The following is a 21,387-nucleotide window of genomic DNA, read 5'->3' on the forward strand; positions in this document are numbered from 1 at the left end:
ACTGCCGCGGAAGATCCGACGCGGACGGTGCCACCTGCCTGGGGAGCGCTCCGGCAGGGTGCCGCCACGGGGCCGTGGCTGCCGGAGCGCCCTCAGGTCAGGCGTACGCGCTCAGTTGTTGTCGCCCACGTGGGACTGGTTGTTGAGCAGGTTGATGTCGATGTCCTGCAGGTGGCCGACGGTGGCGGCGTCGATGTACTTGACGGAGTCGTTGAGGACGTCGTTGGCCAGCGTGAGGTCGTCGAGGAGGCTCAGCTGACTCAGGATCTGCTGCTTCTTGTTGAACGCGTTGGGGCCGACGTCGGCGGATGCGCTCGTGGCCGAGAACCCGAGCAGGCAACCCGCGATCGCTGCACCAGCGAGAATGCGACGCATCATTTCTAGTTTCTCCTTCGTCGGAACCGGCGCGGGATGCGCGACATCGTGAATCACTCGCACCGGGCTGCGAGATTCCAGGTGCAACATTCTCGCGGCGTCTCGACGGGTGGCAACCCGACTTCGCTAAGCCGGAGTCAAATGCGCGCACCAATTTCTTGATTGTTGATCACGGATCGTCCAGACATATACGACTTACCCGGATTTGCCATGCGGTGCCATGGAGGCAGTTTTTCAGCTTATGGCTATACGGACACCCCGTATGCCCAAAGTCCGTTTTATCGCTATAGAGAAGGAGGAATGCTATGGGAGAACGGTCTGGCGGTGGCGCGTCGACGGGAGCACTGAATATTTCATGAATAGACTACGGCGACTGCTGCCGATTGCACTGGCAGCGGCGATTCTGTATGCCGACCCGGCCATTCCCGCGGAAGCCCGGAGGTCGGCGGGCGGAATGATCGCGGTACGCGCGGCGATAGAGATGATCGGCGTCCCGTACTCGTGGGGCGGCGGCGGGGTGAACGGCCCGGGATTCGGCATCGGGAAAGGCGCCGGAACGTGGGGGTTCGACTGCTCCGGGCTCGCGGAATACGCCTGGGCGCAGGCCGGGGTGAACGTCGGCACGACCACGCGGGAGCAGTGGCGCTCCGGTATCCGGATACCCAGGGAGCAGGCGGAGCCCGGGGATCTGGTCTTCTACGACAACGACTCTCACAGTCCCGGACCCGAGCACGTCGGCATCGTCGTGGACGCCACGCGGATGGTGCACGCCCCGTACAGCGGGCAGTCCGTACGGGTGGACCCGCTCGCCAGGCGTACCTTCCTCGGCGTGGTCCGGCCGAGCAGCGCCGGACTGAACGGCCATGCGCTGAATTCCGCGGCCACGGACGACGGCGGCGCCCCGGGCTCCGCTGCCCCGAACGGCCACGCGGCCCAGGCCTTCCTGCAGTGATCGACCTGGGCCGCGGGACACGGAGGGCCCGGTGCGCACCGGGCCCGCGCCGTGGCCTCGCGAATCTCCACGGCCCGTTCTGCGGTTCACCTCAAGGCACCAGGAAGACGAACTTGGCCTGGACGCGCTCCCTCCCGGAGAGGCGCCGATCGGCTTCCTGCCTACGCCACGCGAGGAGTCGTCAGTTGTTGTCGCCCGTGTTCTCCTGGTTGTTCAGGACGTTGGCATCGATGTCCTGCAGGTGGAGGAGGGTCAGGATGTCGACGTACTTCACGGAGTCGTTGAGGACGTCGTTGAGCGCGGTCAGGTCGTCGAGGGCGCTCAGCTGGCTCAGAATGGACTGACCGCTGTTGTGCGGGTTGGGCCCGACACTGGCCGAGGCGCCCGTTGCGGTGAAGCCGAGCGCGGTGACCGCGATTGCTGCACCAGCCAGAATACGACGGATCATGTGTGGTTTCCTCCATGGATCGGCGCGGAAATTCCGTCGCCTAGTCGTTTGTGCAGGGCTGTGAGGTGCCGGAAATAACCATCGCGGCAGGCGGCGGGAACTGCAACTCAAAAAGCTATCGCCGAGGTCAAGGAGGCACCTCGCTTTCTTGGCGCCGAATTTTCATTCCCGTCGACGAAATGCTACGCGCACGCGAACTCCGATGCCCGGACGGCGGGATTTGTTTTGGCTCGGCGCGCACCTGATGGGTCGGCCGTGCACCACCTTTTAGCGAACGATCACCCGAAACTTGAGAATCGCCCCCACACCTGCCGGCGCACCCGGAGCGCCCTCCTGAGGCTGACGCGAGGGACGAACAAAGCGGCGAAGACGGCCGCCGAGTTCCCGCAATACGGAGGTGAGATGATGACCCTTGTACGTACGCCGGGATACAAAAACGACCATGAATTCCGCCCCGCCACTTGCCCCGTCACCCAGCTGGTGAGCGGGCTGTCGCGGCGTACGGACGGCGTCGCGCCAGGGACCCCGTCACGGTGGGGTGGCGAGGTGGTCCAGGGCGGTGGAGAGGCGGTGGAGGGCGGCGAGGCAGTCGCGGGCCGCGTCCGCTCCCAGCTCCTTCACCAGCCGATCGGCGAACGCCTGGTGGCCGGGGGTGATCTTGGCGATGGCCTCGCGCCCGGCGGCCGTGGGCTGGAGGAGCTTGGCGCGCCGGTGCGCCGGGTTGGGCTGGTATTCGGCCAGCCCCCGCTCCACCAGCAGGTCCGCGATCCGCTGCACCCCCTGCCTGGTCATCCCCATGACGCGGGCCACCCCGGCCACCGGAAGCGGATCCCGCAGGACCGCCCCGAGCACCTGCCACCAGGCCGCCGTCATCCCCGCCGGGCGGGCCAGCCCCTCCGCCACCTGGAGGAACTGCCCGTTGAGCCGGAAGGAGCCCAGCGCCAGGCCCGAAAGCAGCTCCGCCGAGAACGAGTCGGTCATGCCGCCATCAACACCTCGAACGCCGACGCGTCACTGCTCCCGAACAGCCGGAACCACGCGTCCAGCACCTCCGGACGGTAGACGTCGAGCCGGCGGAAGATCTCCCGCGCGAACGCCACCGGCTCCGTGGGACCCGCCGTGATGAGGTCGCCCCCGAGCACCGCGTCCCGGTCGAGGTAGTGCCCGGCGCCCGCGTAGCCCTCCTGCGCCGCCAGATACGGCAGCACCGCGCTCGTGTGGTCGCGCCCGTCCAGCAACCCCTCGCGGGCGAGCCCGGCGGTGGCGCCGCAGATGGCCGCCACCGGCACACCCGCCTCCAGGAACTCCCCGGCCTTGGCGGCGAACGGCGCCAGCGCCGGGCCGGCGTCCCACAGGTCGGCCCCGGGCAGGATGAGCAGCGCGCTCGACCCGGGCGAGAGCTGGTCGAGCGACAGGTCAGGGGTGACGCGCAGCCCGCCCATGCTGACGACGGGGTCCGTGGTGAGGCCCACGGTGACGATCTCGTAGCCGCCCGGCTCGCGCTGGTAGCGCCCGTTGCGCAGGTGCGCGGTCGCGTGCCCGGTCTCCCAGTCGGCGAACGTGTCATAAACGGCGTGGTGCACGATTCCCTTCATGACAACATCTTGTCATTTCGACAACATACTGTCAATGCGCAATCGTGGGAGGATACTCCTCATGGCAGAGATCGTCGGCGGGGGACGTCCGGTCAACGACGCCGAACGGCGGGTGATCGCTTATCTGCGCGACCAGGCGCCCGCCGACTGGCTGCTGCTGCACAACATCGAGGTTCCGCGCGGCCACGACGTCTTCGAGGTCGACCTGATCGTGATGACCGGCCACTCGATCGTGGTCGTCGACGTCAAGGGCACCAGGGGCCGCATCGAGGTGTCGGGCACGCGCTGGTTCCCGCCGCGCAGGGAGGCGTTCGGCTCTCCCGTGGCCAAGCTGCGGGGCACCGCCAAGGCGCTGAAGGGCCTGCTGGTGTCCAAGGCCACCCAGCTGGAGCGGGTCTACGTCGACAGCCTGGTCGTGCTCTCCTCGCCCGACGCCGAGCTGATCGACCCGGCCGGGCGCGACGCGGTCAACGTCACCGACCTGCCCGGCCTGCTCGCCACGCTGAGCGACGTCTCCAGGGTCAGGCGCGGCTGCAGCCCGCACACCAAGCCGTACCTCACCGCGATCCTCGACGCCCTCAACCAGACCGTACGCCGCAGCACCGCCCCGCCGAGGTTCGGCAACTGGGAGGTCGAGGAGCAGCTCGGCGGCGACACCAAGATCACCGAATACCGTGCGTTCAACGCCACGCTGCCGGGCAGCGAGACCGTGCTGCTGCGCGTCTACCAGGCCGACCCGCTGGCCGACCACCGTGCGCGGGCGGCCGAGCGGCAGCGCATCGCCAACGCGTACCAGACCCTGGCCAGGATCCCCCCGCACCCGTGCGTGGTGCGCTCGCGCGACTTCTTCGCCATCGACGACGAGAGCCGGTTCGTGCTGGTGCTGGACGACGTGCACGGCGAGGCGCTGCAGCTGTCGTTGGGCCAGGGCGACCGGCTGGGCGTGATCCAGGACCTGCTGCGCGGGCTGGCCCACGCCCACGCGCACGGCGTCGTGCACCGGGCGCTGACCCCCGCCTCCGTCCTGGTCACCGACGACGGGCACGCGGTGCTGACCGGGTTCGACTACGCCAAGCCGGGCCCGCGCAACTACACCGTCGCCCACGAGCTGGGCAACGTGCTCGACGCGCATTACGTGGCGCCCGAGTGCCAGGAGCGGCCCGACCTCATGACGACCGCCTCCGACGTCTACGCGGCCGGCGCGATCGCCTACCAGCTCCTCACGGGCCAGTTCCCGACCAGCGCCGACGCCCACGGCCCCGACGTGCCGGAGGTCGTGCGCAGGATGCTCGACCACTCCCCGGCCAAGCGCCCGACCGCCGCGGAGGCCCTTGACGCCCTTGAAGCCGCGCCCCTCCAGGAGTCCCGCCTCAAGCGACTCGTACGTCGTCTGGTGTCCCGATCATGACCATACGACTGCGCCCTGTCGAAGGTTTTGATCTGCCCGACTCACGAGCGACCCCGGCAGCACGCAGTGGTACGGCTTCCAGAACCGTCCCTTGACACTGAGCAGGAGTAAGAGCGGCACGCTAGACGGGGAGGCTGCGGCGCAGCGCGCTGGCGTGGCTGAGATAGGTGTGCGCCAGCCCCGTGCGGCCGGCCATGCGGTACAGCTCGCCCAGCAGCTGCGTGGAGGACGCCTCGCCGCTGAGGTCGCCGAGCTCGTGGAAGATCTCCAGCGACCGCTCCAGCCCGGTGGATGCCCGCGTCAGGTCCCCGCGCGCCGCCTGCAGCCCGGCCAGGCTCTGCAGCGCGTACGCCCCGCAGTGCCGGTCCCCCAGCGACTCGAAGATCTCCAGGGCGTGCTGGTGGAACGACATCGCCTGGTGCAGATGGCCCATCTGGAGGCACACGCAGCCCTCCCGATGAGCGTCCCCCAGTTCCTGGGCCAGCCGCATGGCCTGGCCGAGCGACTCCGACGCCTGTACCAGGTCTCCCGCCTTCAGGCAGGCCCGGCCGATGGCCTGGCGGGCGAACGCCTCGCCGTGCCGGTCCCCGGTGGCCAGGAAGACGGACAGCGCGTCCCTGAAATGGGCGAGCGAGAGCTCGGGCCGGCCACGGAACTGGCTCACGGCCCCGAGCCCGCAGATGGAGGTGGCCTCGGCCCTCCGGTCCCCCAGGTCGGCGAATATCCGGCGGGAGCGGGTGAAGCCCTCGGCCGCCTCCTCGTACCGGTCCTGGTAGAGGCTGACCTGCGCCAGGCCCCTGAGCATGGCGGCCTCGCCGTACCTGTCGCCGGCCGCCCGCGCGGCGGCCAGGGCGGCCGTGTGGGTGCGCCGCCAGGTGCCGAGATGGCAGTGCAGGTCGAGGTACGGGACCATGGCGGCGGCCAGCCCCCACGCCGACTCCGCGAGCCCCGTCTCGGCCGCCACGTCCACCGCCTGGGCCAGCGCCTCGTGCTCGGCCTCGAACCACGCGACCGGGTCGGCGGTCAGCCGGTCGAGCGTGCGACCGGGCAGCCGCCAGCGCGGCGCCCTGGCGGCCGTGAGGCTGAACACGGTGGTCGGCAGCCGCGCCATGGCGTGCTCCGCGGTCGCCGTCCACGCCGCCAGCACCCTGCCCACCGCCTCCAGCCGGGGCCCGCCGCCCTCCCGCCCGAGCGCGAGTGACGGGCCGCGTTCGAGGGCGTGGCGGCCGACGAGGCCGGGGACGCGGTAGCGCGGCTGGCCCACCGCGTCGGTGCCGACCAGGTCCAGCAGGTTGACGTCCACCAGCAGGTCGGTCACGTCGTCGGCCCCGTGCCGCCCGAGCGCCGCGTCGACCACCCATCCGGGCTGCGCGGGCGTGCCGAGCAGGCCGAACGTCGCGAGCGTGCGAGCGGCCTCCGCTGGCAGGCGCGCGTACCCGTCGTCGAAGCTGGCCCGCACGTCGCGCAGCTCGCCGAGCCAGTCGTCCTCCAGCCGCTGCCTGAGCACCGACAGCGACCATCCGGGCCGGGCGGCCAGGCGCGTGCCCGCGTTCCTGACGGCCAGCGGCAGCCCTCCGCAGGCGGCCACGATGGCCAGCGCGGCCTCGCGCTCGCGGGCCATCCGGTCCCCGCCTGCGATGGAGCCGATCAGGGACAGCGCCTCGTCAGGCGCCAGCGGTCCGAGCTGGACCAGCACCGCGCCCGGCAGCTCGGTGATGCGGCGCCGGCTGGTGACGATCACCGCGCTGCCGTTGCCGGGCAGCAGCGGGCGCACCTGGTCCGCGTCGCGGGCGTCGTCGAGCAGCACCAGCATCGGCCGCCCGGCCAGCAGCGACCTGAACAGCGCGGACCGCTCGCCCACGGTCGGCGGCAGGCCGGGAACGCCGAGCGCCCTGAGCGCCTCGGCCAGCAGGTCACCCGGTTCCCTGAGGCCGAGCTCCAGGTGGAGCTGCCCGGAGGGGTAGGCGCCGCACAGGGCGTGCGCCGCCTGCACGGCCAGCGCCGACTTGCCCGACCCCGGCGGCCCCGAGATCACCGCGATGGCGAACGGCCGGCCCAGCGCGCTCATCTCGCCGGCCCGGCCGGTGAAGTCGGGCAGGCCGGGCGGGAGCTGACGGGGCACGGCGGGCAGCGCCTCGTCCGCCAGGATCAGCTCGTACGCCCCGCGCAGGTCGGCCCCCGGCTCGACGCCGAGCTCGTCCACGAGCTGGGCCCTGACCGCGGCGTAGGCACGCAGGGCCTCGGCCTTCCTGCCGCCCCTGTGCAGGGTCAGCACCAGGCGCCCCCACAGGTCCTCGCGGTACGGGTGCTCGGCCAGCAGCCCGCGCAGCTCGGACACGGCCCCGTCGTGGTCCCCGCGCTCGATCCGCCGCCCGATCAGCGCCTCGGCGGCACGCAGGCGCACCTGGTGGAGGGGTTCGAGGCGGCGCTCCCAGACGGGGCTGCCGGGCAGGTCGGACAGCGGCGCCCCGCGCCAGAGCGCGAGCGCCTCGGCGAACTCGCCCCGGTCCACCAGGGCCTCGAACTCCAGCAGGTCGAGCGCGCCGCCGCCCACGTCGATCGCGTAACCGGCCCCGTCGGCCCGTAAGAGCGAGGGCCCGAGGTCGGAGCGGAGCGAGCTGACGTACGTACGGAGATTCGCCTGGGCGGAACGGGGCGGGCGGTGCGGCCAGAGCACCTCGGCGAGCCGATCGGCGCCGACCACGCGGCCCGCGTCGAGCAGCAGCGTCGCCAGCAACATGCGGGGCTTCCTGCCGGAGATCCGGACGGGACGGCCATCGCGACGGACCTCCAGCGGCCCGAGCACGTGGAAGGTGACCGACACATCGGCTCCTCTACGGAGGTCTGACAACTTCCTGTATCGGTTCTGGACGATTCATGTGCGCTTTGTCCAGACCCTGGGTCTCAGAGATCCCACGGGAAAGGATCACCCCATGAAGCTCAGCGCAGCAATGGTCGCGGGCCTCGCCTTGTTACTCAGCCTCGGCACGACCTCAGTCGCCGCGGCCGACCCGGTGCCGGAGTCGGACGCGCAGATCCTGGCCACGAACTTCCAACTGCCCTTCCCCTGCAACCAGACCTGGACGGGCAACTCCAGCAACAGCAGCGCGCACGAGTCGTGGGAGATCGACTTCAACCGGGGCAGCACCGCGGACGCCGACCTCGGCGACACCGTGGTGGCGGCCGCGGCGGGAACCGTGGTGATCTCCGCGCACCAGGGCTCGACCAACGGTTACGGCAACCTCGTCAAGATCGACCACGGCGGCGGCTGGACCACGTACTACGCCCACCTGAACTCCCGTACGGTCAGCCAGGGCCAGGCGGTCTCGCAGGGCCAGCAGATCGGCACGGTCGGCAACACCAGCAAGCCGGGCAACAACATCAGCCCCCACCTGCACTACGAGGTGCGGCTGGGCACCGACTACCCGGCCAACATCCAGAAGGCCGTCTTCAACGGCGTCACGTTCGGGTATCCGCAGCAGTCGGTGACCTCGAAGAACTGCGGTAACCCGCACACCCCGACGGAGGTCTGCGGCTCGGGCTACGACGTGATCGACTCGGCCACGCTCGGCAGCGACGGCGCCGTCTACCTGCTCTACAACTCCTCCAACGGCAACAACTGCGTGACCACGCTGAAGTACAAGAACGTCGGCACGGCCACCGCCACGTCGGCCTACCTGGAGGTGCAGGGGAGTACGAGAAAGACCGACTCGGGCAACTTCGGCTACTACGCGGGACCGGTCGTCGCCTCGGCGGCCGGCAAGTGCGTCAAGTGGGGCGGCAAGGCCGGCTCCTCGACGTACGACAGCGCGTTCGAACACTGCGGCTGACGAGAGCGGAGGGGCCGGGTGAACCTTTCCGGCCCCTCTCATACATGGACCGTACCCAGCACATCTATCACGTAGAGCGACGGCTCGTCGCCGGAAGAGGACACCGCTATCCGGCTCCCGACCCGCCGGCCCACGAGCGCGCTCAGCCAGCCGTCGGGCACGTCCCCTTCCTTCAGCGTGAACGCGCTCGGCCCGCCCCTCCGGTAGGACGAGTCCAGGACCTTCCGCTCGGGCCATGACGCGGCCACGTACTGGACCACCACCTTCGAACCGGCCACGACGTCCTCGCCGGAGCCGTCGATGAGCGTGCGGGGCGGCGAGCCCGGCACGAGGTCCGCCGGGATCACCGGCAGGGTGCGGCCGACCAGCCGGGCGTCGGGCGGGTAGCCGCCCAGGATGTCGAAGACCAGCACCAGCGTGTCGGTGGGCGAGAGATCGGTCGGCGTGAGCGGCGCGTCCGGGCCGAGGGCCTCGCCCGCGGGGCTGACCAGCATGACCCTGCTGCCCGCCGGCCGGCCGATGAGCGACTGCCGCCAGGTCTCCGACACCTGCCTGCCGTCGAAGACGACCGAGGTGGGCTGGTGGCCGTCGTACGTGCTCAGGTACGGCTGATTGCCCGACCAGCGCCGGATGTCCACGTCGGCGAGGACCACGTCACCCGGCAGCGTGCGCCGCCCACTACCCGTCGACAGCACGGTGATCCGCGGGGTGGGGCCCGGACTGCCCTTGGGAATGGCCACGACCGGCTTGGTGCCGAACGCGCCCGTGACGACGGGCTGCGTGCCCTCCTCAGCCAGGCCGCACGAGGTGGCGAGCATGAGCACGGCCGGCAGGAACAGGCGCACGATATCCTCCATGGCCTCAAGGCCGGTGGTCCGGACGTGTTACTTGCCGCGATGGGCAAAAGCAAAGCTGCGGGTCTCCCCATCTCACGACAAAGGCGCGGGAGACTGGGGTCCATGAGCAAGCCCAACTTGGCGCGGAGAGTCGCGGAGGCGGCCGAGATCGCGCTGACCACGCGGAAGTACGTGACGTTCATCGACGTGGTGACGGGCCTGCGCTGGCTGCACTCCAGGCACGTGGACACCTGGCGGCAGGGCCGGGTCGCCACGCTGGCCGAGCTCGCGGCCGTCGACGAGGACCGCCTGCGCACGACGGCCGCCCTGCTGAAGGAGTGGGCGCTGGCCAAGGGGCTCAGGCCGGTGGACTCCCCGTACGTGGCCGGCACCCGCGACCGCCGCGACCTGCGCTTCACCTCCGGGGACGGGCAGGAGCCGTTCCGCGTGCACTGGCTCGCGCCCGACCTCAGCGAGGCCAGGGTCCGCAAGCTGAGCGAGCCCAAGGTGCCCGACCTGGTGGCGGTGGCCCCGCTCAACGCCTGGACGTGCGCCTCCTGCGGCGACACCGGCCCCTACCTGATCGTGGAGGAGGACCAGTCGCACTGCCTGACCTGCGCGGACATGGACCATCTGGTGTTCCTGCCGGCCGGGAACGCCGCGCTCAGCCGGCGGGCCAAGCAGGAGAGCGGCCTGGCGGCGGTGGTCGTGCAGTTCAACCGGCGGCGCAAGGTCTACCAGCGCCTCGGCCTGCTGGTGGAGGAGGCCGCGCTGGCCGCCGCGGAGGAACGGTGCCTGGCCGACGAGGAGGTGCGCGAGCGCCGCCGCGAGCGCGACCGCGTCCGCAGGGCCGAGCAGGACGTCGACTTCCAGGCCAGGATGGCGGCCGAGATCGCCAGGCTGTTCCCCGGCTGCCCCCGGGAGCGGGCCCGGGAGATCGCCGAGCACGCCGCCCAGCGCGGCAGCGGCCGGGTGGGCAGGACGGCGGCGGCCAAGGCGCTCGACGAGAACGCCATCACGCTGGCGGTCATCGCCTCCATCAGGCACCTCGACACCGACTACGACCGGCTGCTCATGTCCGGCGTGCCCAGGATGGATGCCAGGGAGAGGATCAGAGGACGCATCGAGCGCAAGCTGGAGGAGTTCCGCGGATGAGCGACTGGCACGACGTACGGGAAGAGTTGCGCGCCTTCGCGCTCGGGCTGCCCGAGGCCCACGAGGAGCACCCGTGGGGCGAGACCGTCGTCAAGGCGAACAAGAAGGTCTTCCTCTTCCTCGGCATCGAGGAGCAGACCGAGAAGTGGGACCCGATGTTCAGCGTGAAGCTGGTCTCGGAGGCCCACGGCCACGCGCTGACCGTCGAGGGGGCGGCGCCCACCGGTCACGGGCTCGGCAAGGCGGGGTGGGTGACCGTGCCGTTCCTGGCGGAGCTGCCCGAGACGGACGTGCTGCTCGACTGGGTGGAGGAGAGCTACCGGGCCGTCGCCCCGAAGCGGGCGGTCAAACAGCTGGACGAGAACCCGGTCAGGTGACCGCCAGGCGCGTGGCGTACCGCTCGTCCCGCCACAGCTCCTTGTCCAGCACTTCGAGCAGCGTGGCCGCGGCGTCGTGGACGTCGGCGTAGCCGATGTAGAGCGGCGCGAAGCCGAACCTGAGGATGTCCGGCGCCCGGAAGTCCCCGTGCACGCCCCGGTCGATCAGCGCCCGCATCACCGGGTAGCCGTCGGGGTGGCGGAAGCTCACCTGGCTGCCGCGGGCGGCGGCGTCGGCGGGCGAGACCAGCTCCAGCGCGTCGCCGACCAGGTCCACGAAGAGCGAGGTCAACGCCATGCTCTTGGCCCGCACCTGGTCCATCGGCACCCGCTCCCACACGTCGAGCGCCGCCTCCAGCGCCGCGAACGACAGCACGTGCGGGGTGCCCACCGAGAACCGCCTGACGCCCTCGGCCGGGCGGTAACCGGGCTCGAACGCGAACGGCTCGGCGTGCCCGTGCCAGCCGGACAGCACGTTCTCGGCGGCGGCGTGGTGCCGCGGGTTGACGTAGAGGAAGGCGGGCGCGCCCGGCCCCGCGTTGAGGTACTTGTACGTGCATCCCACCGCGAAGTCGGCCCCCGAGACGTCCACGTCCATGGCGCCCACGCTGTGGCACACGTCCCAGACCATCAGCGCGCCGGCCTCGTGCACCCGGGCGGTGACCGACGGCACGTCGTGGCGGGCCCCGGTGCGGTAGTCGACCTCCGACAGCAGCACCACGGCCGCGTCGTCGAAGCGCCCCTCGGCGAAGTCGCGCACCTGGTAGCCGCCGAGCAGCCCGGCCAGCCCCTGGACCATGTAGTGGTCGGTGGGGAAGTTCCGGACGTCGGAGACGATCACCCGGCGGTCGGGGCGCAGCCGCAGCGCCGCCGCCACCGCCTGGAAGACCGCGATCGAGGTGGTGTTGCCCACCACGACCTGCCCGGGGCCCGCGCCGATCAGCGGGGCCAGCCGGTCGCCCGCGGTCAGCGGCTGCGCGTACCAGCCGGCCTGGTTCCAGCCGCCGACGAGCTGCCTGCCCCACTCGTCCTCGACCGTCTGTCGCACCCGCTCGGCGGTACGGCGGGGCAGCGCGCCGAGCGAGTTGCCGACGAGGTAGACGACCCCCTCCGGCAGCACGAACTCGTCCTTGAATCCCCGCAGCGGGTCGGTGGCGTCGAGAGCGAGGCACTGTTCGCGATCCACGATTCACTCCTGTTGCGGGGGGATGGTGGCGATTATCCGGTTCACGCCATTCTGGTACTCGCGGACGTACCAGTTCTGCACCGGGTTGTGGTTCGCGTCCAGCCGGAACGTCCCGCGCGGGCCGTCCAGCTCGCCCGCTCCCGCCAGTCCCCCGTTCGCGGCCAGTCCCCGGTCGATGAGCCGCATGGCGTCCCAGCTCTGGAGCGCGACCGCCGACGGGTTGCGGCCGGTCTTGGCCCGCCACCGGGCCACGAACGCGGCGTTGTCCGGGTTGTCCAGCGCGGGCGAGTACATGCCGACCGTGGTGATGCCCTCGGCCTCCCTGCCGACGGCGCGCAGGACGTCCTCGTCCGTGAGGTTCTGGCAGCCCAGTAACGTGATCTTGGAGGCGTGCTGCCGGTACCCCTTCAGGAACTCGACCGCCTCGCCGCCGGCGTAGAACGCGTACAGGAGCTTCGTGTCGGGCGGGATCTGCGCGAAGTACGGCTCCAGGTCCGTGACCCTGCCGTAGGGCGTCAGGATCCGTTTGAGCGGCTGCGCGCCGTATCCCTCGGTGAAGCCCCTGAGCGTCTCGGCGCCCGCGGAGTAGTCGGAGGCCATGAGCACCACGCCCTCCTTGCCGTAGCGCTCGGCGGCGTAGCGCCCGGCCGCGTAGCCGTGGGCGCGGTTGGTGTACGAGACGCGGTAGACGTCGGGGCCGCCCAGCGCGTCGGCGCCCGCGTTGGCGATCACCACGGGCGTGCGGCCCGCCACCTTGACCACCGACTCGGCGACGGGCGAGGCGATCAGCCCGGTGATCACGTCCACGCCATCGTCCTCGATGAGCCGCCTGGCCTGCTTCTGGCCCTCCTCCGGGTTGCCCGCGTCATCGGCCACGACCAGCCTGGCCGGCCGTCCGGCCAGGCGTCCTCCGTGGTCGTCCAGGTAGAGGCGCATGGCGGCCTCCATGTCGTCGCCGAGCACGGCGTACACCCCGGTCTGCGAGATGATCGCGCCGACCCTGACCGGGGCCTCGCCCGCGGCCGAGAGCGGCACCGCCCCGCCGCAACCGGCGGCCATCAGCACCACCAATCCCAGGACGGATGCGCGCATGGTTCACTCTGCGCGGGCCACGACGGGGATCATGGCCGCTCCTGCGGACGGTAGGCGACGGCCTGCATCTCGATGAGCAGGTGGGGGTGCGGGAGCTGGTGCACCGCGACCGTGGCCCGCGTGGGCCCCTCCTCGTCGAAGAACTCGGCGTAGACCTCGTTGTAGCCGTTGAAGTCGTTCATGTTGACCAGATAGGTGGTGATTTGTACGAGGTCGCCGAGCGAGCCTCCGGCGGCCTTGAGGATGTCGCCGACGTTCTCGATGACCGCCCTGGTCTGAGCGCGGATGTCCAGGTTCGTCGAGCCGTGCTTGTCCACTTCCACGCCCACGAAGGTGCCGTCGGTGCGCCGGCAGTTCGTGCCCGAGACGTACAGGAGGTCGCCTGCCCGCTTGACGTGCGGGAACCTGCCCCGAGGCGTGGCCTTGCCGGGCACCCGGAGCCCTCTGGTGCTTTCGATCACTTCGAGAACACCGCCCGGACGGAGCCCAGCCCCTCGATGCGCGCCTCGAACACGTCCTCCGGGCCGACGGGCACGATCGGGCCGAGCGCGCCCGTCAGCACCACGTCTCCGGCGCGCAGCGCGTAGTCGGTGCGCCCGAGCCGGGTGGCGAGCCAGACGGCGGCGTTGAGCGGGTTGCCCATGACCAGCTCGCCGGAGCCGGTCGAGACCTCCTCGCCGCCCCGGGTCATCGTCATCCGGGCCGCCCGCAGGTCGAGCCCGGTCAGCGAGACCGGGGTGCTGCCCAGCACGAACGCGCCGGCCGAGGCGTTGTCCGCGACCGTGTCGGTCAGCGTGATGTCCCAGTCGGCGATCCGCGAGTCGGCGATCTCGATGGCGGGCAGCGCGAACTCCACGGCCCTGAGCACGTCGGCGGCCGTGAACGGCCCGCCGGTCAGGTCCCTGCCGAGCACCAGCGCGACCTCGGCCTCGGCCCGCGGCTGCAGGAACCCGTCCACGGGCGCGGGGAGCCCGTCGCAGTGGGACATGTCCGCGAAGAGCATGCCGAAGTCCGGCTGGTCGATGCCGAACTGCCGCTGCAGCAGCAGGTTGGTCACGCCGACCTTCCTGCCGACCAGCCGCCGCCCCGCTTCGAGCGCCCGCCGCGTGTTGATCTCCTGTATGGCGTACGCCTCGGCCACCGTGCTGACCAGGTCCCTGATCGGCGGGCACGGTTTTCCGGAACTCGCGGCCTCGGCCAGCCGGTCGGCGACCTGGGACCGCGTGTCCACGGCCTCGGACCATTCGTCATGCATCGGGCTGCTCCAGTCTGATGGTGATCGTGGTGGGTTGGGAGTAGAAGTCGAGTGACTGGACGCCGCCCTCCCTGCCGATGCCCGACAGCTTCACGCCGCCGAACGGGGTGCGCAGGTCGCGCAGATACCAAGTGTTCACCCAGACGAGCCCCGCCTCCAGCCGCTGCGCCACCCTGTGGGCGCGGTCGAGGTTACCCGTCCAGAGCGTGGCGGCCAGGCCGTACTCGCTGCCGTTGGCCAGATCGACCGCCTCGGCCTCGCTGTCGAAGGGGGCGACATGGCACACGGGGCCGAAGATCTCTTCCCTGTTGAACCTCGACCATTCCGACAAACCTGCCACCACCGTTGGTTCTACGAAATATCCAGAATCGCGGTTGTCGCCGAACGCGGGGACGCCACCCCCCGTGAGCACCTTGGCTCCCTCCGAGCGGGCCAAGGCGTAGTAGGAGAGCACCTTCTCGCGGTGCTCCTTCGAGATCATGGGCTGCGGCTCGAACTCCTGCGCGCGGGCGGCCAGCCGGGCGCAGAACTCCTCGAAGATCGACCGCTGCACGTAGACCCGCTCGGTGCACAGACACACCTGGCCGCCGTTCGTGAAGACCGACTTCGCGGTGCCCTCGACCGCCTGGTCGAGCCGGCAGTCGTCGAAGACCAGCCCCGCGTTCTTGCCGCCCAGCTCGAACGAGAGCGGCTTGACCCGCTCGGCCGCCGTGTTCATGATCGCGGTGCCGGTCGTGGTGGAGCCGGTGAACGTCACGGCGTCCACCCCCGGGTGCTCGACCAGGAGATGGCCGGCGGAGCCGTACCCGAAGACGATGTTGACGACGCCCGCGGGCAGCCCGGCGTCGGCGCAGATCTCGGCGAAGATCGCCGCCGAGCCCGGCGTGTGCTCCGACGGCTTGACCACCACGGTGTTGCCGGCGACGAGGGCGGGCGCGAGCTTCCAGGTCATCAGCAGGAACGGCAGGTTCCACGGGACGATCACCGCGACCACGCCGAGCGGCCGTCGCACGGTGTAGCTGAGCACCCCGGACAGGTGGAAGGCGTCGTCGGGGCGCTGGGCGGCGATCTCGGCGAAGGCGCGGAAGTTGGCGATGCCGCGCGGGACGTCGAGCGTGCGGGTCTGCTCGATCGGCTTGCCCGTGTCGGCGATCTCCGCGTCCACCAGGTCGTCGAAGCGGGACTCGATGCCCTCGGCCAGGCGGCGCATCCACCCCGCGCGCTCGCCGACGGGCATCGCCGCCCAGTCGCGGGCCGCCTCCCTGGCCGCGCGCACCGCGCGGTCCACGACTTCGGGGTCGGCCTCGTGCACCTGCCTGATCACCGCACCCGTCACGGGGTCGTGGACCGGGAACGCCTTACCCGCGCCCACCGGCTCGCCACCGATGAAATGGGTCAGCACAACACTCTCCTCTTCTCCCTCTGTATAGATCGCTGGGCGATCGGCGGACAACGGGTGCGTCGGGACCTTCCTGATCGCATCGTCTCCCCGGAACGCGGCCCGCGCCATGCGCGATGCTGTTGCACATGCGAACCAGAACCGATCAGGTCGCTGCCCACGACGGCAGCTTCGACGTCCGCCTGTGGTTTCCCGAGACCGGGACGGGCCCCGGCATCCTCCTCGTCCAGGAGATCTACGGGGTGGGGCCCTACATCGAGAAGGTCGCGCTGGACCTGGCCGCGCGCGGTTACGTGGTGGCCGCGCCGGACCTGTTCTGGCGCCTGCACCCCAACTGGCAGGGCGAGCACACCCCCGAGGGCACGGCGGCCGCGATCGAGCTGGCCGGCGGGTTCGACTTCGCGCAGGGGGTGGCCGACTGCGCGCTCACGGCGGCCCACCTGGGCGAGCTGCCCGAGGTGGCGGGCGGGGTCGGCACGGTCGGGTTCTGCCTGGGCGGCTCGGTCGGCTACCTGCTGGCCACGCGGGTGGAGCTGACCGCGGTCCTGTCCTTCTACGGCTCCGCCGTGCCCGACTCGACCGGGCTCATGGACGGCATCACCGCGCCGCTCCTGCTGGTGTTCGGCGGCAGCGACCCGTACATCGGGCGGGACCGGGTGGCCGTCGTCGAGCGGGCCGCCGAGGGCAGGCCGAACGTGGTCATGCACGTCGAGGAGAAGGCCGGGCACGCCTTCCACAACAGCGAGGCCCCGATGTTCCACCACCCGGAGGCGGCTGCCCGCACCTGGGAGGTGGCGACCGCCTTCCTGTCCGAGCACCTGCCGGCGACCCTGTCCAGATAGACATCTTCCGGTACCCCGGATCGATCGTCATCATGGTCGGATGGCGCGGACGTGGGAATTGTGGGGAAACGTCATTATTGCTGGTACTTTTGCACTTCCGCTGGCCTTGCTAGCAATCTTGCTGCTCTCCCGCCACCGCGCCCGCGCCCGCCACCCGGCGCCCCTGCGCACCTCCATCGCCGATGTCGGCATAGCGGTCGGCACGGCTCCGTGGATCTGGATGACCCTCACTCCGTCGAACGGTCAGACCGGAGTCAGCCTCGTCCCGTTCAAAGATCTCATCGACCTGGTCAGCGCGCCGTGGGAGGCGGTGTTGGTGCAGGTCGGAGGCAACCTGCTGGTGTTCGCCGCACTGGGCGCGCTGCTCCCCGTACGCAGCCGCGCGATGTCCTCTCTCGCGCGCGTTGCGGCGGTGGCGGCCGCATTTTCGGTCATCGTCGAGATCCTCCAGCACGCCTTGCGACTAGGCCGTTTCTCCTCCGTCGACGATGTGCTCCTGAACACGGCAGGCGCTGTGATCTTCGCTTTGGTTACTCGCCGCTGGTGGGCCGATCGGATACCGGCCGGGACCGTTCCACGATAACGGTCTGCTAAAACCCGCCGGAATTCACCACTTGGGCACGATCCGCTCAAAAGAAGGCCGCGACCAACCATTCTATCTGTGCGATCGTGGACAAGACGGGGCAAGTTCTCTGGAGACGCCACAGCCCAGTTGGTGACAGAGGGTGATCAAAGTTGTCTGAATCCCCGGTACCCCACGAGCCCCCTATCTATCGCCGCATCGCCGACGGCCTCCGCGCCCGGATCCTGTCCGGCGAACTGCGCGACGGGGACCGACTACCGGGCGAGAACGCGTTGATGGCCGAATACGCAATCGCACGAGCCACCGCCAGGCAGGCGCTTGCCGTACTGATCAACGAAGGGCTGGCGGTGCCCAAACGAGGTTCGGGGGTTTACGTGCGGCTGTTCAAACCGATCCGCAGGCACGGCTCACGCCGCCTGTCGAGAGAGCAGTGGGGTCAGGGCCGGGCCATCTGGGACGCCGACACTCGTGGCCGGCCTTTCACGGTGGACGGGGTGGAAGTGGTGTTGGAGCGAGCCGGCGAGGAGGTGGCGGGCGTCCTCGAGAGCGGCGAGGTATGGGTACGTCGCCGCCGCTACTCGGTCGACGCCAGGCCCGTGCAGCTGGCCACCTCGTATTTTCCCGCGCACCTGGTCGAGGGCAGCGCGATCACCCTCGCGGACACCGGACCCGGTGGCGTCTACGCCAGGCTGGGCGACCTCGGCGTCTCCCCTGCCCACTTCACCGAGGAGGTGCGGGCCCGGATGCCCTCACCCCGCGAGATCGCGCTGCTCGACCTGCCGGGGGGCACGCCGGTCATCGTGATCGCCAGGACCGCGTACACGTCGGGCGGGCTGCCCGTCGAGCTCAACGAGATGGTGCTCGACTCCGCCGCGTACATACTCCAGTACGACTTCGATGCCTAGTTCAAGGCAAGGTGGACCTGTCCACCACGATCATTGACGTCTCTAGAGAAGTACCGCATCGTCGAAGGAGATGGAAACCTCGCCTGGGGCCCGGGAAAGGCTGACAGCGATGTCCTTTGATCGGCACCTTGCCGAGATCGCCCGGGAATATCCCCAATGGACCATCTGGCGGAGCGACGCCGGCCGCTGGTGGGCCACGAGACACCATCCGCTCAGCGCGACGCAGCGTGACGCCGGATGTGCGATGACCATCGACGCGGACGACCCGGACGGCCTTCGCGGCCAGCTCCGGGACCAGGAGAGGCGGGCCGGCGGGCAGCACCCGCGGCGAGCCGGGCCCGCACCTCCATGACGCCGGCCGTGGCGCGCCCCACGGCCGGCGTACAAGAGCAGCCCGGTGCCGTGTCCAGCGTCTCGGCGGCCCCGGCACCGGGCCACCAACAGGAGGGGCCACGGACGCGGAAGCCTCCGACCCAATCGGGGGCGGGGGCTTCCGCTCGGTGGACCGCCTGCACCTCCGGGCCGCGCGCCCCTTCCCCAGCGCGGTCAGGAGGCTTTCACCGCCCGCTCGGCTGTGGGGCGGTCCCAGCCGGGCGGGCACGCCTCCAGTCGTGCCCGCCTGGGTGGCCTACTTGTGCACCTCGGACAGCCGGACGATGTGGATGTCGGTGTCGTCGGAGACGCTGCCCTCCACCAGGGGCTTCTCCTCCTCTTCCTCCTCCACGATGACCCGCACGTCCTCCTGCGGCGAGACCGGGGGCGCGGCCGGGGGCGCGGCCGCGTCGGGCACCAGCGGCCCGGCCGCCGACTCGGTGCGCATGAGGTCGCCGAGCACGGAGCTGACCTCGGTCAGCCGCCGCACGACCTCCGTGTGCGTGTTGGTCAGATATTCGACCCGCCGCCCCGCCTGCTCGTCGAGCACGGCGGTGCGCTGCTGCGCGGAGGCCAGCATCGACTCCGACTCGTTCCGCGCGCCGGTCACCAGCTGCTCGGCCTGCGTGTTGGCGGACTGCATGATCTGCTCGGACTCCGTCTGGGCCGCCGCGACCAGCCGCTCGGACTCGGCGCGCGAGTCGCGCAGCAGGTCGTCGGCCTCGGTGCGGGCCGCCGCGAGCTGCTCCTCCGCGTCCGTGCCCGCCTGGGCCAGCATCCGCTCCGCCGCCTGCGTGGCCTCGTTCACGCGCCGCTCCGCCTCCGACTGCGCGGAGGTGAGGATCTTGTCGGCGGTCTCGCGGGACGAGGTCAGCAGCCGGTCGGCCTCCGACTTGGCCGCGTCGCGCACGCTGGCGGCCTCGGCCTCGGCGTCCTCCCGCTTGGCCGCGGCCTCCTCCTCGCCGAGCCGCAGGATCTGGGCGAGCCTGGGGCTGAGGTCGTCGTAGCTCTGCGGTGCCTCGACCATGCGCCGCCTGGCCTCCGCCAGCTCGATGCGGCCCTGCTCGGCCTGGTCGATGGCCCGGGCCAGCCGCTCTTCCAGATCCCTTACCTGGTTACGGGTCCGGATCATGTAGTCGTGAACCTGACGGCGGTTGTAGCCGCGCATCACGACCTCGAAGGTGTCCTCTTGCATCAGATCGGGAATGCTCTCGTGCTGGTTCATCATGGGGGTTACCTAAGGGTGGTTTGCGTGAGGCGGGGGAAAATTGCGGGTTGTGAGGGTCTGACGACGAGACGTCAGGAAACGACTTTCCTGCCATCTGCCCACGTCCGCAACCGGAACGCCACAGCCGGACGGGGAATTACGATGGCTCGGATGTACATCGCATCGTTGGATAACGGGGCAGTCCCGGACATACACCCGGAGGCCTTCATAGCCCCCGGTGCCGTCGTGGTCGGCCGCGTGCGAGTGGGCCGGGCGTCCAGCATCTGGTACGGCTCCGTTCTCCGAGGGGACGACGAGCGGATCGAGATCGGCGAGGAGTGCAACGTACAGGATCTGTGCTGCTTGCACGCCGACCCGGGCGAGCCGGCGATCCTGGAGGACCGGGTCAGCCTGGGCCACAAGGCCATGGTCCACGGCGCCCACGTGGAGACCGGCGCGCTGATCGGCATCGGCGCGATCGTGCTGGGCGGCGCCCGCGTCGGCGCGGGCACCCTGGTGGCCGCCGGCGCGCTCGTCGGGCCGGGCAAGAAGATCCCGTCCGGCGTGCTGGTGGCCGGCGTTCCCGGAAAAATCGTACGCGAACTCACCGACGACGACAGGGCGTCCTTCGCCCGCACGCCGGACAACTACATGGCCAAGGCGCTCAGGCACCGGCAGGCGTCATCGCTTTGATCAGGACCTCGTCCGACACCGAGGCGGTGTTGAGCGCGTCGGCGTACTCGGGCAGCTCAGGTCGCAGGAAACGGACGAAGTCGACGGTCAGCTTCAGGTCGGGCGCGCCCTTGACCAGCTTGGCGTTGGCCTTGGTCGCGTCCTTCTTGAGCAGGTTGTAGCTGTCCCAGTCGGTGTAGGCGGTGATGCCCCACTGGAGCACGTCGGGGAGGTTGGACGGCCAGCGCCGGCCGACCTTCCACTTGCCGCCGTCCTCCCGGTAGAGCGCGACGAAGACGCGGCCCACCCGGCCGAGCGCCAGATCCACCCAGCCGCTCTTGACGGCCAGCTCCTGAGGTTTGGAGCTGCCGTCCTGGGTGTACTTCACCTCGACCTGGCCGCTCTGTTCGGCCGTGCCGGTGGTGACCGACACCCAGTTGGGCTTGGCGTACGAGCCGGGCTGGCGGGCCATCAGGCCCCCGAGCGAGAACTTCCGCTTGGGCTGCCCGCCCTTCTTGCCCTCGACCTTGACCCTGGCGTACATGAGGATGTCGCCCGCCAGCTCCTGGTACACGAAGGGGCCGCGGAAGCCGTCGAACCAGGCCGAGGTCCTGGGCTCCAGATACAGCGAGCCCTTCGCTGTCTTGTTGACGTCGAGCTTGGCGATCCGGTCGACGTCCTTCTCCGTCTCGCTCAGCCTGGTCCACACGGACATGTCCGTCGCGTTCTGGAACTCCGTGGACGCCTCGCCCACCTCTCCGCCGGGCTCCGGTGCCTTGGCCTTGTCCAGCGTGAGCACGCCGGGCCCCGTCGGGGTCGGCTGTGCCGTCGTGGTCGTCCCGCACGCGGAGAGCGCGCCGGCCACTGCCAGCACCCCCACTACCTTCGCCCTCATAAC

At 70.5% G+C, this 21,387-nt stretch carries 22 protein-coding genes; 9 read left to right on the forward strand and 13 right to left on the reverse strand.

The features are described from left to right. Positions 1–111 precede the first annotated feature (111 nt). Positions 112–378, reverse strand: coding sequence for a hypothetical protein (locus tag ACIBQ1_RS25450; RefSeq protein WP_397281252.1), 267 nt, complete (start codon positions 376–378; stop codon positions 112–114). A gap of 451 nt (positions 379–829) precedes the next feature. Here ACIBQ1_RS25450 and ACIBQ1_RS25455 point away from each other — a divergent pair, with 451 nt between their 5' ends. Next, positions 830–1,327, forward strand: a complete 498-nt coding sequence (locus tag ACIBQ1_RS25455; RefSeq protein WP_397281254.1) for a C40 family peptidase — start codon at positions 830–832, stop codon at positions 1,325–1,327. 181 nt (positions 1,328–1,508) lie between these two features. On the opposite strand, the gene ACIBQ1_RS25460 is transcribed toward ACIBQ1_RS25455, so the two are convergent. From ACIBQ1_RS25460 to ACIBQ1_RS25470, 3 genes are all read right to left on the reverse strand, one after another. Beyond that, positions 1,509–1,775 (reverse strand): hypothetical protein, encoded by a 267-nt coding sequence (locus ACIBQ1_RS25460; RefSeq protein ID WP_397281256.1) that lies wholly within the window; start codon positions 1,773–1,775, stop codon positions 1,509–1,511. A gap of 528 nt (positions 1,776–2,303) precedes the next feature. Continuing rightward, on the reverse strand, positions 2,304–2,756 hold the full coding sequence (locus tag ACIBQ1_RS25465) for a MarR family winged helix-turn-helix transcriptional regulator (protein WP_397281258.1): 453 nt from the start codon (positions 2,754–2,756) through the stop codon (positions 2,304–2,306). After that, entirely contained in the window at positions 2,753–3,370 is a 618-nt protein-coding gene (locus ACIBQ1_RS25470) for a type 1 glutamine amidotransferase family protein (RefSeq protein WP_397281260.1), read from the reverse strand. The genes ACIBQ1_RS25465 and ACIBQ1_RS25470 overlap by 4 nt, the downstream gene beginning before the upstream one ends. 61 nt (positions 3,371–3,431) lie before the next feature. Between ACIBQ1_RS25470 and ACIBQ1_RS25475 the strand changes: the two genes are divergently transcribed. Then, the gene (locus tag ACIBQ1_RS25475; protein WP_397281261.1) at positions 3,432–4,778 is read left to right on the forward strand and encodes an NERD domain-containing protein; all 1,347 of its coding nucleotides are present in this window, start codon (positions 3,432–3,434) and stop codon (positions 4,776–4,778) included. 121 nt (positions 4,779–4,899) lie between these two features. Here the strand turns inward: ACIBQ1_RS25475 and ACIBQ1_RS25480 are convergent, their stop codons facing one another. Beyond that, entirely contained in the window at positions 4,900–7,602 is a 2,703-nt protein-coding gene (locus ACIBQ1_RS25480; RefSeq protein ID WP_397281262.1) for a BTAD domain-containing putative transcriptional regulator, read from the reverse strand. A 109-nt stretch (positions 7,603–7,711) separates the two neighbouring features. Between ACIBQ1_RS25480 and ACIBQ1_RS25485 the strand changes: the two genes are divergently transcribed. Further along, a complete protein-coding gene (locus ACIBQ1_RS25485) occupies positions 7,712–8,608 on the forward strand; it encodes a M23 family metallopeptidase (protein WP_397281264.1) in 897 nt (298 codons plus the stop codon). Between the two features lie 38 nt (positions 8,609–8,646). Here the strand turns inward: ACIBQ1_RS25485 and ACIBQ1_RS25490 are convergent, their stop codons facing one another. Next, entirely contained in the window at positions 8,647–9,453 is an 807-nt protein-coding gene (locus ACIBQ1_RS25490; protein WP_397281265.1) for an FKBP-type peptidyl-prolyl cis-trans isomerase, read from the reverse strand. Positions 9,454–9,567: 114 nt separating this feature from the next. Between ACIBQ1_RS25490 and ACIBQ1_RS25495 the strand changes: the two genes are divergently transcribed. Together ACIBQ1_RS25495 and ACIBQ1_RS25500 are read left to right on the forward strand one after the other, a co-directional pair. Next, positions 9,568–10,599: a DUF2293 domain-containing protein gene (locus ACIBQ1_RS25495; RefSeq protein WP_397281267.1), complete on the forward strand. Its 1,032-nt coding sequence runs from the start codon at positions 9,568–9,570 to the stop codon at positions 10,597–10,599. Then, complete coding sequence (locus ACIBQ1_RS25500; protein WP_397281268.1) at positions 10,596–10,976, forward strand: MmcQ/YjbR family DNA-binding protein; 381 nt, start codon at positions 10,596–10,598, stop codon at positions 10,974–10,976. Before ACIBQ1_RS25495 ends, ACIBQ1_RS25500 begins: the two co-directional genes overlap by 4 nt. On the opposite strand, the gene kynU is transcribed toward ACIBQ1_RS25500, so the two are convergent. From kynU to ACIBQ1_RS25525, 5 genes are read right to left on the reverse strand one after another with little or no spacing between them, the layout of a single operon-like run. Then, entirely contained in the window at positions 10,969–12,165 is a 1,197-nt protein-coding gene (gene kynU / locus ACIBQ1_RS25505; RefSeq protein ID WP_397281510.1) for a kynureninase, read from the reverse strand. The genes ACIBQ1_RS25500 and kynU overlap by 8 nt on opposite strands. Then, the gene (locus ACIBQ1_RS25510) at positions 12,166–13,254 is read right to left on the reverse strand and encodes an ABC transporter substrate-binding protein (RefSeq protein WP_397281271.1); all 1,089 of its coding nucleotides are present in this window, start codon (positions 13,252–13,254) and stop codon (positions 12,166–12,168) included. Between the two features lie 29 nt (positions 13,255–13,283). Next, positions 13,284–13,715: a RidA family protein gene (locus ACIBQ1_RS25515; RefSeq protein ID WP_397281273.1), complete on the reverse strand. Its 432-nt coding sequence runs from the start codon at positions 13,713–13,715 to the stop codon at positions 13,284–13,286. Then, positions 13,712–14,509, reverse strand: a complete 798-nt coding sequence (locus tag ACIBQ1_RS25520; RefSeq protein WP_397281275.1) for a 2-keto-4-pentenoate hydratase — start codon at positions 14,507–14,509, stop codon at positions 13,712–13,714. Before ACIBQ1_RS25520 ends, ACIBQ1_RS25515 begins: the two co-directional genes overlap by 4 nt. After that, entirely contained in the window at positions 14,502–15,911 is a 1,410-nt protein-coding gene (locus ACIBQ1_RS25525; RefSeq protein ID WP_397281277.1) for an aldehyde dehydrogenase family protein, read from the reverse strand. Before ACIBQ1_RS25525 ends, ACIBQ1_RS25520 begins: the two co-directional genes overlap by 8 nt. Positions 15,912–16,036: 125 nt before the next feature. On the opposite strand from ACIBQ1_RS25525, the gene ACIBQ1_RS25530 reads away from it, so the two are divergent. The 3 genes from ACIBQ1_RS25530 to ACIBQ1_RS25540 all read left to right on the forward strand — a co-directional run bounded on the left by ACIBQ1_RS25530 (position 16,037) and on the right by ACIBQ1_RS25540 (position 18,238). Then, a complete protein-coding gene (locus tag ACIBQ1_RS25530) occupies positions 16,037–16,750 on the forward strand; it encodes a dienelactone hydrolase family protein (RefSeq protein WP_397281278.1) in 714 nt (237 codons plus the stop codon). A 40-nt stretch (positions 16,751–16,790) separates the two neighbouring features. Next, the gene (locus ACIBQ1_RS25535) at positions 16,791–17,333 is read left to right on the forward strand and encodes a VanZ family protein (protein ID WP_397281280.1); all 543 of its coding nucleotides are present in this window, start codon (positions 16,791–16,793) and stop codon (positions 17,331–17,333) included. Positions 17,334–17,485: 152 nt separating this feature from the next. Continuing rightward, entirely contained in the window at positions 17,486–18,238 is a 753-nt protein-coding gene (locus ACIBQ1_RS25540) for a GntR family transcriptional regulator (protein ID WP_397281282.1), read from the forward strand. A gap of 628 nt (positions 18,239–18,866) precedes the next feature. Here the strand turns inward: ACIBQ1_RS25540 and ACIBQ1_RS25545 are convergent. Next, entirely contained in the window at positions 18,867–19,838 is a 972-nt protein-coding gene (locus tag ACIBQ1_RS25545) for a hypothetical protein (protein WP_397281283.1), read from the reverse strand. A 150-nt stretch (positions 19,839–19,988) separates the two neighbouring features. Between ACIBQ1_RS25545 and ACIBQ1_RS25550 the strand changes: the two genes are divergently transcribed. Beyond that, a complete protein-coding gene (locus ACIBQ1_RS25550; protein ID WP_397281285.1) occupies positions 19,989–20,510 on the forward strand; it encodes a gamma carbonic anhydrase family protein in 522 nt (173 codons plus the stop codon). On the opposite strand, the gene ACIBQ1_RS25555 is transcribed toward ACIBQ1_RS25550, so the two are convergent. Continuing rightward, complete coding sequence (locus ACIBQ1_RS25555; protein ID WP_397281287.1) at positions 20,482–21,384, reverse strand: hypothetical protein; 903 nt, start codon at positions 21,382–21,384, stop codon at positions 20,482–20,484. The two genes, ACIBQ1_RS25550 and ACIBQ1_RS25555, sit on opposite strands and share 29 nt — an antisense overlap. Positions 21,385–21,387 lie beyond the last annotated feature (3 nt).

This window comes from Nonomuraea sp. NPDC050153, assembly GCF_044460125.1.
Classification (GTDB): domain Bacteria; phylum Actinomycetota; class Actinomycetes; order Streptosporangiales; family Streptosporangiaceae; genus Nonomuraea.

Coding starts and splice junctions, on each gene's coding strand:
- ACIBQ1_RS25550 (WP_397281285.1), top strand. CDS start 19,989: ATGTACATCGCATCGTTGGATAACGGGGCAGTCCCGGACATACACCCG.
- ACIBQ1_RS25460 (WP_397281256.1), bottom strand. CDS start 1,775: ATGATCCGTCGTATTCTGGCTGGTGCAGCAATCGCGGTCACCGCGCTC.
- ACIBQ1_RS25495 (WP_397281267.1), top strand. CDS start 9,568: ATGAGCAAGCCCAACTTGGCGCGGAGAGTCGCGGAGGCGGCCGAGATC.
- ACIBQ1_RS25465 (WP_397281258.1), bottom strand. CDS start 2,756: ATGACCGACTCGTTCTCGGCGGAGCTGCTTTCGGGCCTGGCGCTGGGC.
- ACIBQ1_RS25485 (WP_397281264.1), top strand. CDS start 7,712: ATGAAGCTCAGCGCAGCAATGGTCGCGGGCCTCGCCTTGTTACTCAGC.
- ACIBQ1_RS25455 (WP_397281254.1), top strand. CDS start 830: ATGATCGCGGTACGCGCGGCGATAGAGATGATCGGCGTCCCGTACTCG.
- ACIBQ1_RS25520 (WP_397281275.1), bottom strand. CDS start 14,509: ATGCATGACGAATGGTCCGAGGCCGTGGACACGCGGTCCCAGGTCGCC.
- ACIBQ1_RS25555 (WP_397281287.1), bottom strand. CDS start 21,384: ATGAGGGCGAAGGTAGTGGGGGTGCTGGCAGTGGCCGGCGCGCTCTCC.
- ACIBQ1_RS25545 (WP_397281283.1), bottom strand. CDS start 19,838: ATGATGAACCAGCACGAGAGCATTCCCGATCTGATGCAAGAGGACACC.
- ACIBQ1_RS25450 (WP_397281252.1), bottom strand. CDS start 378: ATGATGCGTCGCATTCTCGCTGGTGCAGCGATCGCGGGTTGCCTGCTC.
- ACIBQ1_RS25535 (WP_397281280.1), top strand. CDS start 16,791: ATGGCGCGGACGTGGGAATTGTGGGGAAACGTCATTATTGCTGGTACT.
- ACIBQ1_RS25500 (WP_397281268.1), top strand. CDS start 10,596: ATGAGCGACTGGCACGACGTACGGGAAGAGTTGCGCGCCTTCGCGCTC.
- ACIBQ1_RS25510 (WP_397281271.1), bottom strand. CDS start 13,254: ATGCGCGCATCCGTCCTGGGATTGGTGGTGCTGATGGCCGCCGGTTGC.
- ACIBQ1_RS25530 (WP_397281278.1), top strand. CDS start 16,037: ATGCGAACCAGAACCGATCAGGTCGCTGCCCACGACGGCAGCTTCGAC.
- ACIBQ1_RS25475 (WP_397281261.1), top strand. CDS start 3,432: ATGGCAGAGATCGTCGGCGGGGGACGTCCGGTCAACGACGCCGAACGG.
- ACIBQ1_RS25470 (WP_397281260.1), bottom strand. CDS start 3,370: ATGAAGGGAATCGTGCACCACGCCGTTTATGACACGTTCGCCGACTGG.